General features: G+C 65.4%; 7 protein-coding genes and 2 rRNA genes. All 9 read left to right on the top strand.

The window, feature by feature from the left end; all coding sequences use genetic code 11:
* Positions 1-388 precede the first annotated feature (388 nt).
* The 9 genes from EDD31_RS01715 (at position 389) to cimA (ending at position 13,444) form a co-directional block, all read left to right on the top strand.
* Positions 389-3,516 (top strand): 23S ribosomal RNA (locus EDD31_RS01715).
* Between the two features lie 209 nt (positions 3,517-3,725).
* Positions 3,726-3,844, top strand: a 5S ribosomal RNA gene (gene rrf, locus EDD31_RS01710).
* Between the two features lie 225 nt (positions 3,845-4,069).
* Complete coding sequence (gene ilvD / locus EDD31_RS01705; protein WP_123302638.1) at positions 4,070-5,779, top strand: dihydroxy-acid dehydratase; 1,710 nt, start codon at positions 4,070-4,072, stop codon at positions 5,777-5,779.
* Between the two features lie 343 nt (positions 5,780-6,122).
* The gene (locus EDD31_RS01700; RefSeq protein WP_123302637.1) at positions 6,123-7,970 is read left to right on the top strand and encodes an acetolactate synthase large subunit; all 1,848 of its coding nucleotides are present in this window, start codon (positions 6,123-6,125) and stop codon (positions 7,968-7,970) included.
* A gap of 8 nt (positions 7,971-7,978) precedes the next feature.
* A complete protein-coding gene (gene ilvN / locus EDD31_RS01695) occupies positions 7,979-8,521 on the top strand; it encodes an acetolactate synthase small subunit (RefSeq protein ID WP_123302636.1) in 543 nt (180 codons plus the stop codon).
* Positions 8,522-8,577: 56 nt separating this feature from the next.
* Positions 8,578-9,606: a ketol-acid reductoisomerase gene (gene ilvC, locus EDD31_RS01690; protein WP_123302635.1), complete on the top strand. Its 1,029-nt coding sequence runs from the start codon at positions 8,578-8,580 to the stop codon at positions 9,604-9,606.
* Positions 9,603-10,676: a 3-isopropylmalate dehydrogenase gene (locus EDD31_RS01685; protein ID WP_123302634.1), complete on the top strand. Its 1,074-nt coding sequence runs from the start codon at positions 9,603-9,605 to the stop codon at positions 10,674-10,676. The genes ilvC and EDD31_RS01685 overlap by 4 nt, the downstream gene beginning before the upstream one ends.
* A 24-nt stretch (positions 10,677-10,700) precedes the next feature.
* Positions 10,701-11,843 carry a branched-chain amino acid aminotransferase gene (locus EDD31_RS01680; RefSeq protein ID WP_123302633.1) on the top strand — a complete coding sequence of 381 codons (1,143 nt, stop codon included), beginning with the start codon at positions 10,701-10,703 and terminating at the stop codon, positions 11,841-11,843.
* On the top strand, positions 11,840-13,444 hold the full coding sequence (gene cimA, locus EDD31_RS01675; protein ID WP_123302632.1) for a citramalate synthase: 1,605 nt from the start codon (positions 11,840-11,842) through the stop codon (positions 13,442-13,444). The genes EDD31_RS01680 and cimA overlap by 4 nt, the downstream gene beginning before the upstream one ends.
* The last annotated feature ends 37 nt before the right edge of the window (positions 13,445-13,481 follow it).

Raw genomic sequence — 13,481 nt, 5'->3', positions numbered from 1 at the left:
GAGCATTTGATACACCACGTGGTAGCGGCCTGCATGATGCGGGTTGTGAGTTGTGGTGGTGCTCATGGGTGGAACATCAAAGAAGCGTTCCTGTTGTCTGCCGGTTTGTATGACTGGTGGGTGGTGGGATGGCATGCTGTTGGGTCCTGAGGGAACAGGCCTGGCGCTTCGACGGTCTCTCTGATGGGGGGGCTGGTGGGGTGTTGGGGGTTTCTTCGTGAGGCCGCCCGGGTCCTTGCTGCCGTTGTGGTGGTGGGGGACGGTGTTGGTGTGTTGTTTGAGAACTGTACAGTGGACGCGAGCATCTGAAACAAAAATTGACATGAGCCTTTGGTTTGTGTGTTTTGTTTCGAGTTTTAGCTGATTCTTTTCGATTTTTTTGTCTTGGTTGTAAGTTATTAAGAGCGTTCGGTGGATGCCTTGGCACCAGGAGCCGAAGAAGGACGTTGTAGCCTGCGATAAGCCTCGGGGAGCTGGCAAACGAGCTGTGATCCGAGGGTGTCCGAATGGGGGAACCCGGCCTCAGTCATGTGGGGTCACTCGCATCTGAATGTATAGGGTGTGTAGAGGGAACGCGGGGAAGTGAAACATCTCAGTACCCGCAGGAAGAGATATTCCGTGAGTAGTGGCGAGCGAAAGCGGATCAGGCTAAACCGTATGCGTGGACAAGCCGGCAGGCGTTGCGTGTGCGGGGTTGTGGGACCTTATCGACTGATCTCTGCCGAGATCGGTGAGGTGATGTGTCGTGGTGTAGTCGAACTGGCTGGGAAGCTGGACCGTAGTGGGTGATAGTCCCGTAGACGAAACATCGCGCGCGCCTTTGGTGGGGCACCCGAGTAGCACCGGGCCCGTGAAATCCGGTGTGAATCTGCACAGACCACTGTGTAAGCCTAAATACTACCTGGTGACCGATAGCGGACAAGTACCGTGAGGGAAAGGTGAAAAGTACCCCGGGAGGGGAGTGAAATAGTACCTGAAACCGTGCGCTTACAATCCGTCAGAGCCTTCCTAGTTGGGGTGATGGCGTGCCTTTTGAAGAATGAGCCTGCGAGTTAGTGGCGCGTGGCGAGGTTAACCCGTGTGGGGAAGCCGTAGCGAAAGCGAGTCCGAAGAGGGCGATTGAGTCGCGCGTTCTAGACCCGAAGCGGAGTGATCTACCCATGGTCAGGTTGAAGCACGTGTAAGAGCGTGTGGAGGACCGAACCCACTTAGGTTGAAAACTGAGGGGATGAACTGTGGGTAGGGGTGAAAGGCCAATCAAACTCCGTGATAGCTGGTTCTCCCCGAAATGCATTTAGGTGCAGCGTCGCGTGTTTCCTGCTGGAGGTAGAGCTACTGGATGGCCGATGGGCCCAACCCGGTTACTGACGTCAACCAAACTCCGAATGCCAGCAGGGTAGAGCGTGGCAGTGAGACTGCGGGCGATAAGGTTCGTAGTCGAGAGGGAAACAGCCCAGATCACCGGCTAAGGCCCCTAAGCGTGTGCTAAGTGGGAAAGGATGTGGAGTTGCGAAGACAACCAGGAGGTTGGCTTAGAAGCAGCCACCCTTGAAAGAGTGCGTAATAGCTCACTGGTCAAGTGATTCCGCGCCGACAATTTAGCGGGGCTCAAGCACACCGCCGAAGCCGTGGCAACCATGCGATACCCTCGTGCGACCTCCTTGAGGGGTTGTGTGCAGGGGTGTGGTTGGGTAGGGGAGCGTCGTGCCGACGAAGAAGCCGCAGCGTGAGCTAGTGGTGGAGACGGCACGAGTGAGAATGCAGGCATGAGTAGCGAATGACGGGTGAGAATCCCGTCCGCCGATTGACCAAGGGTTCCAGGGCCAGGCTCATCCGCCCTGGGTAAGTCGGGACCTAAGGCGAGGCCGACAGGCGTAGTCGATGGACAACGGGTTGATATTCCCGTACCGGCGAAGGACCGCCCATACCGAGCCCGGTGATGCTAACCACCCGATCCAGCCGCCGTTGTCTCCTTCGGGAGATTGGTGGTTGGTGAGCGTGGGACCCGAACCGGTAGTAGGTAAGCGTGAGGGGTGACGCAGACAGGTAGCCACCGCGTACCTAGTGGCTTGGTACGTCCAAGGGAGCAGCCCGATCCGTAGGCAAATCCGCGGATCACGAGGGTCAGACCCGATGGTGACACCACTTGATGGTGGAAGCAGGGTGATCCTATGCTGCCGAGAAAAGCCTCGACGCGAGGTCCTAGCCGCCCGTACCCCAAACCGACACAGGTGGTCAGGCAGAGTATGCCAAGGCGATCGAGAGAATCGTGGTGAAGGAACTCGGCAAAATGCCCCCGTAACTTCGGGAGAAGGGGGGCCTACCACTTGAAGCCCTATACGGGCTAGGGTGTGTAGGCCGCAGAGACCAGGGAGAAGCGACTGTTTACTAAAAACACAGGTCCGTGCGAAGTCGCAAGACGATGTATACGGACTGACGCCTGCCCGGTGCTGGAAGGTTAAGAGGACCTGTTAGCCAGCCTTTGGTTGGCGAAGCGGTGAATTTAAGCCCCAGTAAACGGCGGTGGTAACTATAACCATCCTAAGGTAGCGAAATTCCTTGTCGGGTAAGTTCCGACCTGCACGAATGGCGTAACGACTTCTCCGCTGTCTCCACCACGAACTCGGCGAAATTGCACTACGAGTAAAGATGCTCGTTTCGCGCAGCAGGACGGAAAGACCCCGGGACCTTTACTATAGCTTGGTATTGGTGCTCGATGCGGCTTGTGTAGGATAGGTGGGAGACTGTGAAGCATCCGCGCCAGCGGGTGTGGAGTCATCGTTGAAATACCACTCTGGTCGTATTGCGCATCTAACCTCGGACCATGATCTGGTTCAGGGACAGTGCCTGGTGGGTAGTTTAACTGGGGCGGTTGCCTCCCAAAGAGTAACGGAGGCGCTCAAAGGTTCCCTCAGCCTGGTTGGCAATCAGGTGTCGAGTGCAAGTGCACAAGGGAGCTTGACTGCGAGACTGACGGGTCGAGCAGGGACGAAAGTCGGAACTAGTGATCCGGCCATGGCTTGTGGAAGCGTGGTCGCTCAACGGATAAAAGGTACCCCGGGGATAACAGGCTGATCTTCCCCAAGAGTCCATATCGACGGGATGGTTTGGCACCTCGATGTCGGCTCGTCGCATCCTGGGGCTGGAGTTGGTCCCAAGGGTTGGGCTGTTCGCCCATTAAAGCGGCACGCGAGCTGGGTTTAGAACGTCGTGAGACAGTTCGGTCCCTATCCGCTGCGCGCGCAGGAAACTTGAGAAGGGCTGTCCCTAGTACGAGAGGACCGGGACGGACGAACCTCTGGTGTGCCAGTCGTACCGCCAGGTGCGTGGCTGGTTGGCTACGTTCGGAAGGGATAACCGCTGAAAGCATCTAAGCGGGAAGCCTGCTTCAAGATGAGGTTTCCATCCCACATTGTGGGGAGAGGCCCCCAGCAGACCACTGGGTTGATAGGCCGGATGTGGAAGCACCGCAAGGTGTGGAGCTGACCGGTACTAATTGGCCGAAGACTTACCACCAACACCCATTGTGGTGAGGCAACACTAACGAGAACGAATCTGCGAAAAACGCACGCGTCCACTGTACGGTTCCCGGGCAACACACCCCGGCACAACACCGACAACACACACCAAGCATCCAGACCACACACACCACGTGGCCCGGACGCCCAGGTGAGGTGTTGACACGGAGTTGACAGCCGTAGCGGCCAAGAAAGCCCGAAATCTGTTTCGGTGGTCATAGCGAGGCGGGAAACACCCAGTATCCATTCCGAACCTGGTAGTTAAGCCCCTCAGCGCCGATGGTACTGCACTGGAGACGGTGTGGGAGAGCAGGACGCCGCCGAACTTCACTTACAGCGAGAGCCCCGACCCCACGGTCGGGGCTCTCGCCATTCCCAGACCTGTACGAGCCACCCCCCGTACCAGGCAACCCGCGCCGGGAAACCGCCTCCCCGCATACTCACGGCACTGGACCGCTGCCGTTGCGTCGATTCGCGGTCCAACCTGCGGCCGGCGTCCGCCAGGCGACCCTCACCCACGGCGGGTCACATCGGGTCCTAGACTCGGGGGCATGAGTACCGAGATCAAGGCAGGCGTGGACGCGCGTCCGCGTAGCCGCATAGTCACTGAAGGCCTCCAGGCCACCGCCTCGCGAGGCATGCTGCGAGCTGTGGGCATGGGAGATGACGATTTCTCCAAGCCACAGATCGGCATTGCCAGTTCGTGGAACGAGATCACCCCGTGCAACCTGTCCCTCGACCGGCTGGCCCAGGCCTCCAAGGATGGGGTGCACGCCGGCGGTGGATTCCCGATGCAATTCGGCACTATCTCGGTTTCTGACGGAATCTCCATGGGCCACGAAGGCATGCACTTCTCCCTGGTATCGCGTGACATCATCGCGGACTCGGTCGAGACCGTGATGATGGCCGAACGCCTCGACGGCTCGGTGCTCCTGGCCGGCTGCGACAAGTCTCTGCCCGGCATGCTCATGGCTGCAGCGCGTCTCGACCTGGCGTCGGTCTTCGTCTATGCCGGATCCATCGCGCCGGGATGGGTCAAGCTCAGCGATGGTACAGAGAAGGATGTCACCATCATCGACGGCTTCGAAGCGGTCGGCGCGTGTGCGCGCGGCCTGATGAGCCGTGAGGATGTCGACCGTATCGAGCGCGCCATCTGCCCCGGTGAGGGTGCCTGCGGCGGTATGTACACCGCCAACACCATGGCAACGGTGGCCGAGGCCATGGGTATGTCGATTCCCGGCTCAGCCTCGCCACCCTCAGCGGACCGGCGTCGCGACGAGGGGGCCCGGCGTGCGGGCGAGGCGGTGGTGGGGCTGTTGCGCCAGGGCATCACGGCGCGCGACATCATGACCAAGAAGGCCTTCGAGAACGCCATCACGGTGGTGCAAGCCTTCGGTGGTTCCACCAACGCCGTCCTGCACCTCCTGGCGATCGCGCATGAGGCCGAGGTGGATCTCAGCCTGGATGACTTCGCGCGTATCGGTGCCCAGGTCCCGCACATTGCCAACCTCAAGCCCTACGGCAAGTACGTCATGGCGGACGTCGACCGGGTCGGGGGCATCCAGGTGGTGATGAAGGAGCTCTTGGAAGCCGGCCTGCTGCACGGCGACTGTCTCACCGTGACCGGGAAGACCGTGGCAGAGAACCTCGAGGTCCTGCGCCCGGCGGACCCGGACGGAGAGGTTCTGCGCAGCTCCACCCGCGCCATCGCACGCACGGGTGGGATCACCATCCTCGGCGGCTCGCTGGCACCCGAGGGCGCCGTCGTGAAGTCCGCTGGTTTCGAGTCCAGCACCTTCGAAGGCACCGCGCGCGTCTTCGACCGGGAGAAGGCGGCGCTGGCCGCGCTCGAGGACGGCACCATCGACCATGGGGACGTCGTGGTCATCCGCTACGAGGGCCCCAAGGGAGGGCCCGGGATGCGCGAGATGCTCGCGATCACCGGGGCGATCAAGGGCGCCGGCCTCGGCAAGGACGTACTGCTCATGACCGATGGCCGGTTCTCGGGAGGCACCACCGGGCTGTGCGTCGGCCACATCGCCCCCGAGGCGGTGGACGGTGGGCCGATTGCAGTCGTTGAGGACGGTGACCGGATCAGACTCGATGTCTCCACCGGGCGCTTGGACCTCCTCGTGGACGAGGAGGAGATCGCGCGGCGCTTCGAAGGCTGGCAGCCGTTGCCCCCGGTCTACACCAAGGGCGTGCTCGCCAAGTACGCCAAGCTCGTCCAGTCCGCCTCGCGCGGAGCTGTCCTCGAGTAGGCCAGCACACCGAGGGAGCGGAGCCCGGCGGTCGGCGTAGCGTCGTCCGCCGGGGCCCTCCGGCCCAGGTCCGTGACGGCCCGCCAGGCCGCGGCGCTTGCGGTACTGTCCGGCGGGTGGACCTGTGATCCACAATGTGGGACGGCGTGACGTGCGCTCCGAATGGGTCTAGAGTGGACCCATGCAGATCATCCGTCTCGTACTTACCCCGCGCGCGTCAGCTCGCTGAGACCGGCTGATCGCGCGCACCCCGAGTCCGGTTGGACGAGGGGTTTTTTTGTGCCAGTGCACGTCCCGATCACCACACCGCTCCGATCCACCCACACCGCACCTGGAGAAGCAGATGGCCAAGGTCCCGAACCCGGCCCGCGACGCGCAGTCGCGACCAGCCGCCCCGGCGGCTCACCCCCCTGTGCAGGCGGTAGAGTCCCTCGCGGCAGTGGAGCCCTCCACCGGCGCGCGGAACATCGTCCGCGCACTTGAGGAGCAGGGCGTCGACACCATCTTCGGGATGCCGGGCGGGGCGATCCTGCCCACCTACGATCCGTTGTTCCACTCCTCACGGCTGCGGCACATCCTGGTGCGGCATGAGCAGGGAGCCGGTCACGCCGCGGCGGGATACGCCGCGGCCACGGGCAAGGTGGGGGTCTGCATCGCGACGTCCGGCCCGGGAGCCACGAACCTCGTGACCGCGCTGGCTGATGCGCACATGGACTCCGTGCCCATGGTTGCCATCACCGGCCAGGTCGCCGCTGCGGCGATCGGCACCGACGCCTTCCAGGAGGCCGACATCGTCGGCGTGACCATGCCGGTCACCAAGCATTCCTTCCTGGTCACCGACCCGGACGAGATTCCTGCGCGCATCGCCGAGGCCTTCCACATCGCCTCCACCGGCCGTCCCGGTCCGGTGCTGGTCGACATCGCGAAGTCCGCTCAGCAGGCCTCCTCCACCTTCAGCTGGCCGCCGCGGCTCGATCTGCCCGGCTACAAGCCCACCACCAAACCGCATGCCCGACAGATCCGCGAAGCCGCGCGCCTGCTGGCGACTGCGCGCCGTCCGGTGCTGTACATCGGTGGCGGCGCCATCCGATCCGGCGCCTCGGCCGAGCTGATCGAGCTGCTGAACCTCTCCGGTGCGGCCGCGGTCACCACGTTGACTGCGCGCGGCGTGGTGCCCGACTCCCACCCCCAGCACCTGGGCATGCCCGGGATGCACGGCTCGGTGCCCGCCGTCGCCTCGCTGCAGATGGCCGACCTGGTGGTGGCCCTGGGCGCGCGATTCGACGACCGCGTCACCGGAAACCTCGACAGCTTCGCCCCCAAGGCGGCGATCATCCATGCCGACATCGACCCGGCTGAGATCGGGAAGAACCGGGCCGTGGACGTGCCGATCGTGGGCGATCTGCGTCTGACCGTCAGCGGGCTGGTTTCCGCTCTGGCCGAGGCACAGGCGCAGCACGGACGGCCCGACGTTGAGGAGTGGTGGCAGCGTCTCGAGGACCTGCGCGAGACCTACCCCCTCGGCTGGAGCCCCACCGAGGACGGCCTCATGGCCCCCCAGCACGTCATCTCCCGGCTCGGAGAGATCGCCGGACCCGACGCGGTCTATGTTGGCGGGGTGGGCCAGCACCAGATGTGGGCGGCGCAGTTCATCCGTTACGAGAAGCCGCGCAGCTGGATCAACTCCGGTGGCCTGGGCACCATGGGCTTCTCCGTCCCCGCAGCCATGGGCGTCAAGGTGGGCCGTCCTGACACCACCGTGTGGGCCATCGACGGCGACGGATGCTTCCAGATGACCAATCAGGAGTTGGCCACCTGTGCCCTGGAGGGAATCCCGATCAAGGTGGCGCTGATCAACAATTCCTCACTGGGCATGGTCCGGCAGTGGCAGACCCTGTTCTACGAGGGCCGCTACTCCCACACCGATCTGCACACCGGCCACGAGACGCGGCGGATCCCCGACTTCGTCAAACTCGCCGAGGCTTACGGCTGCGTCGGCCTGCGCTGCACATCCACCGCCGAGGTCGACGCCACGATCGAGCAGGCCATGGAGATCAACGACCGCCCCGTGGTCGTGGACTTCGTGGTCTCGCGTGACGCCATGGTGTGGCCGATGGTGGCCGCCGGCGTCAGTAACGACGACATCCAGTACGCCCATGGCATCACCCCCGACTGGGAACGGGACGAGTGAGGATCGAGATGAGCGACACCCGACACACCCTGTCCGTGCTGGTGGAGAACAAGCCCGGCGTGCTCACCCGCGTCGCGGCGCTCTTCGCCCGCCGAGCCTTCAACATTCATTCTCTGGCCGTCGGTCCCACCGAGCGCACGGATCTCTCGCGCATCACGGTGGTCGTCGATGCCGCCGACGCGCCACTGGAGCAGGTGACCAAGCAGCTGCACAAGCTGGTCAACGTGCTCAAGATTTCCGAACTGGACAACGACACTGCTGTGCAACGCGAGCTGCTGCTCGTCAAGGTCCGCGCTGACGACGCCTCACGCACCGCGGTGCTGCAGGTGGTCGAGCTCTTCCGCGCGCACGTGGTCGATGTGGCACCGGACTCGGTCACCATCGAGGCCACTGGCTCCGAGGGCAAGGTTCGCGCCCTGCTGACTGCCCTGGAGCCCTACGGTCTGCGGGAGATCGTGCAGTCCGGCGTGGTCGCCGTGGCGCGCGGCTCGAAGTCCATGAGTGAACGCGCCGTCGCCGACAAGGGCGACCGCGCCCTGCGACCGGCCTGATCCTGCAGCCGGAAGCACCCCAGCATTCCCCCACCCACCATCGAAGGAGAGCCACCGTGGCTGAGATGTTCTATGACGACGACGCCGACCTCGCCCTGATCCAGTCCAAGAAGGTCGCGATCATCGGTTACGGCAGCCAGGGGCACGCCCACGCCCTGAACCTGCGCGACTCCGGTGTCCCCGTAGTCGTCGGTCTGCGTGAGGGCTCGTCGTCCTGGGGCAAGGCCGCTGAGCAAGGGCTCGAGGTCGCGACCGTTCCCGAGGCCGTGCAGGCCGCCGACCTGGTCATGATCCTCGCTCCCGACCAGCACCAGCGCTCCATCTACGCCGAGCACATCGAGCCCAACCTCGCCCCCGGCAAGGCCCTGGCCTTCGCACACGGCTTCTCCATCCGCTTCGGCTACATCACCCCGCCCGAGGGTGTGGACGTGCTGTTGATCGCTCCGAAGGCTCCCGGCCACACCGTGCGCCGCGAGTTCGAGGCCGGGCGCGGCATCCCCGACATCATCGCCGTCGAGCAGGACGCCACCGGCCAGGCCTGGGACCTCGCACTGTCCTACGCCAAGGGCATTGGCGGCACCCGCGCCGGCGTCATCAAGACCACCTTCACCGAGGAGACCGAGTCCGATCTCTTCGGTGAGCAGGCCGTGCTCTGCGGTGGCCTCTCGCACCTGGTCCAGGCCGGATTCGAGACCCTGACCGAAGCCGGCTACCAGCCCGAGGTCGCCTACTTCGAGGTGCTCCACGAACTCAAGCTGATCGTGGACCTCATGTGGGAGGGCGGTATCTCCAAGATGCGCTGGTCCATCTCCGACACCGCTGAGTACGGTGACTACGCGTCCGGCCCGCGCGTGATCAACGACGACGTCAAGGCGAACATGAAGGCCGTGCTCAGCGACATCCAGTCCGGGGCCTTTGCCGAGCGCTTCATCGCCGACCAGGACGGCGGCGGCGCGGAGTTCAAGAACCTGCGTGCTGCTGGTGAGCAGCACCCGATCGAGCCCGTGGGCCGCGAGCTCCGCAAGCTCTTCGCCTGGCAGAACACCGGCGATGACGGCTACACCGAGGGAAGCGTCGCCCGGTGACCGCAGCTGACACTCCTAGCACCATCGACCTCGCCGTCATCGGCGGGGACGGCATCGGCCCGGAGGTCACGGCCGAGGGCCTGAAGGTCCTCGACGCCGTCCTGGGCGATGACATCGCCGTGCGCACCACCGAGTACCAGTTGGGGGCCGCGCGCTGGCACGCGACCGGTGAGGTGCTCACCGACGCCGACCTCGAGGCAATCCGCAGTCACGATGCCATCCTGCTCGGTGCCGTGGGCGATCCCTCCGTGCCCTCCGGGGTGCTGGAACGCGGACTCCTGCTGAGGCTGCGCTTCGCCCTCGACCACTACGTGAACCTCCGTCCCTCGCACCTCTACCCGGGCGTGGCCACGCCGCTGGATCGCGCGCAGATCAGCGATGAGGTCGACTTCGTGGTGGTGCGCGAGGGGACCGAGGGCCCGTACGTGGGCAACGGCGGCGCGATCCGCGTCGGCACGCCGGCGGAGGTCGCCAACGAGGTCTCCGTGAACACTGCCTTCGGTGTCGAGCGCGTGGTGCGCGATGCCTTCGCCCGGGCTCAGGCGCGGCCGCGCAAGAAGCTGACCCTGGTGCACAAGCACAACGTGCTGGTCCATGCCGGCCATCTCTGGCGCCGCACGGTGGACAAGGTCGCCCAGGACTTCCCCGAGGTCTCGGTCGATTACGCCCATGTGGACGCCGTGATGATCTACCTGGTCAACGATCCCGCCCGGTTCGACGTGCTCGTCACGGACAACCTGTTCGGCGACATCGTCACCGACCTGGCCGCAGCGATCACCGGTGGCATCGGTCTGGCCGCCTCGGGCAACATCAACCCCGACCGCACTGCGCCCTCGATGTTCGAGCCGGTCCACGGTTCCGCCCCCGACATCGCCGGCACGGGCAAGGCCGATCCGACGGCCGCAGTGCTCTCGGTGGCGCTGTTGCTGGAGCATCTTGGGCTCGACGACCCGGCCCAGCGGATCGCGCAAGCCGTGGCCGCTGACCTCGATGAGCGTTCGGCGGATGCGGCGGCCCTGTCGCGTTCGACCGCGGAGATCGGCGACGCCCTCGCGGCGCGCCTGTCCTGATCGGTGATGGCCTAGGCTCCCGGCATGACTGAACCTGCTCTCACCGGCCCATCGGCGGCCGAGCTCGGCCCGGCCGCCGGGCTGGCCGGCCGCTTCCCGCTGACTCCGAACCCGGAGCCGGCGAGCGAGTCTCGCCACCGTGAGGTGATGGCCAAGCTCGCCTTCGGGGTGGACTTCACCGATCACATGGCGCGCGCCACCTGGAGTGAGGAACGCGGCTGGCACGGCCACCGCACGGAGGCCTACGGTCCGCTCACGCTCGACCCGGCTGCCGCTGTGCTGCACTACGGCCAGGAGGTCTTCGAAGGGCTGAAGGCCTACCGCCACGCTGACGGATCGGTGTGGACCTTCCGGCCGGGCTTCAACGCTTCGCGTCTGCGGGCCTCAGCGCGGCGCTTGGCCCTTCCGGAGCTGCCGGATGAGGACTTCGTGGCCTCCCTGGCCTCGTTGGTTGCGGCCGACGAGCGGTGGGTGCCCAGCGACGCGGGTTCCAGCCTGTACCTCCGGCCGTTCATGTATGCCTCGGAGTCGTTTCTCGGGGTTCGCCCGGCCAAGGAGGTCGAGTACCTGCTGATTGCCTCACCGGTCGGCCCGTACTTCCCGGATGGATTCCAGCCGGTCTCCATCTGGGTGACCGACCGGTACAGCCGCGCGGCCCTGGGTGGGCTGGGTGCTGCCAAGACCGGCGGGAACTACGCCGCGTCCCTGCTACCGCAGCAGGAGGCCGCTGCGAAGGGCTTCGCCCAGGTCTGCTTCCTCGATGCCGCCACCTCGACGGCGCTGGAGGAGCTCGGCGGGATGAACGTCTTCGTCGTCGACGCCGACGGATCGCTGCGCACGCCGGCCATCACCGGGACCATCCTCGAGGGGGGAACGCGGTCCGCGATCCTGGATCTACTGCGCTCCTCCGGCCGGACCGTGAGCGAAGGGACCATCCTGCTGGAGGATCTGCGCGCGCAGATCGCCTCAGGCCAGGTCACCGAGGTGTTCGCCTGTGGCACAGCAGCAGTGATCACCCCGATCGGCCGCTTGGCCGGTGAGGGCTGGGACGCCGTCGTCGGCGACGGCCAGCCGGGGCCGGTGACCACGGGCCTCTACCAGGAGCTCACCGACGTCCAGTACGGCCGCCGCCCCGATACCCGCGATTGGATGTATCAACTCGCATGACCGTCCAGATCTACGACACCACGCTGCGTGACGGCGCCCAGCAGGAGGGCATGAACCTCTCGGTGGCGGACAAGCTCGCGATCGCGGCGCTGCTCGATGAACTCGGGGTGGGATACATCGAGGGCGGCTGGCCGGGTGCCGTGCCGAAGGACACCGAGTTCTTCGCGCGGGCGGCCAAGGAACTGTCCTTCGAGCACGCTCGCCTGGCGGCCTTCGGTTCCACCTGCCGTGCCGGAGCCGATCCGGCCACGGACCCGCAGGTGCAGGCGCTGGTGGACTCCGAGGCCTCGGTGGTCACGATCGTCGCCAAGTCCGATATCCGGCACGTCGAGCGCGCCCTGCGCACCGACGGGGCAGAGAACCTGCGCATGATCAGCGATACCGTGCGCCACCTCGTGGGCAGCGGCCGCGAGGTGATCGTGGACGCCGAGCACTTCTTCGATGGCTACGTCTACGACCCCGCGTACGCGCTCAGCTGCGTGCAGGCGGCCTTTGAGGCCGGCGCCGCCACCGCGGTCCTCTGCGACACCAATGGGGGCATGCTGCCCGCACAGGTGAGCGCGATCGTCTCGGCGGTACGGGCTGAGACGGCGGGACGGCTCGGGATTCACGCCCACAACGACTCCGGCTGCGCCGTGGCGAACACCCTGGCGGCGGTGGCGGCCGGCGCGGAGCACATCCAGGGCACCATCAACGGCTATGGAGAACGCACCGGCAATGCCGATCTGATCAGCTGTGTGGCGAACCTGGAACTCAAGCTCGGCGCCGCGGCGCTGCCGGGCATGGCCGAAACCACCCGCATCGCCCACGCCGTCTCCGACATCACCAACATCCCGCCGCACCCGCGCCAGCCCTACGTGGGCTCGTCGGCCTTCGCGCACAAGGCCGGGCTCCACGCCTCGGCGATCCGGGTGGACCCGGACCTGTACCAGCACATCGATCCGGTGGCTGTCGGCAATGACATGCGCATGCTGGTCTCGGAGATGGCGGGGCGAGCCTCCATTGAACTCAAGGGCCGCGAACTCGGCTTCGACCTCACCGGGCAGGCCGACCTGCTCGCCGCCGTGACCGAACGCGTCAAGGATGCCGAGGCCGCCGGCTACACCTATGACGCCGCGGATGCCTCCTTCGAACTGCTGCTGCGCGAGGAGATCGCCGCCACGGGAGGGCCGGACGCGCCGCGGTACTTCGAGGTGGAGAGCTGGCGTGCCTTCGTCGAGCATCGAGCAGCGTCACCGTCGAACGGCGAGCGGGCCATGGACGACGCCGAGGCCACCGTGAAGCTGCGCACCGGGCAGGGCCGCGTGGTCACCACCGGTGAGGGGAACGGTCCGGTCAACGCACTCGACCAGGCGCTCCGCATCGCCCTGGTGGGTACCTACCCCGAGATCGAGGATTTCGCGCTGACCGACTACAAGGTGCGCATCCTCGACACTCAGCAGGGCACGGACGCGACCGTGCGGGCGCTGGTGACCACCACCGACGGCGCGAACACCTGGTCCACGGTGGGTGTGGGCACCAACGTCATCGAGGCCAGCTGGGAAGCGATCGCTGACGCGATCACCTGGGGCTTGCTTCACCACGGGGTCGAGCCGCGCTAGGCCCGCGGGTCGTGGCATCGGCGCGCACCACGGGACC

The organism is Bogoriella caseilytica (assembly GCF_003752405.1).
GTDB lineage: Bacteria > Actinomycetota > Actinomycetes > Actinomycetales > Actinomycetaceae > Allobogoriella > Allobogoriella caseilytica.
Note: the sequence above shows the minus strand (reverse complement) of the source record. Positions and strands in the feature narration are given on the sequence as shown.

Bases quoted from the DNA above. Each gene is read 5' to 3' on its own strand.
- EDD31_RS01680 (WP_123302633.1), top strand. From the start codon at position 10,701: ATGACTGAACCTGCTCTCACCGGCCCATCGGCGGCCGAGCTCGGCCCG.
- ilvN (WP_123302636.1), top strand. From the start codon at position 7,979: ATGAGCGACACCCGACACACCCTGTCCGTGCTGGTGGAGAACAAGCCC.
- cimA (WP_123302632.1), top strand. From the start codon at position 11,840: ATGACCGTCCAGATCTACGACACCACGCTGCGTGACGGCGCCCAGCAG.
- EDD31_RS01700 (WP_123302637.1), top strand. From the start codon at position 6,123: ATGGCCAAGGTCCCGAACCCGGCCCGCGACGCGCAGTCGCGACCAGCC.
- ilvD (WP_123302638.1), top strand. From the start codon at position 4,070: ATGAGTACCGAGATCAAGGCAGGCGTGGACGCGCGTCCGCGTAGCCGC.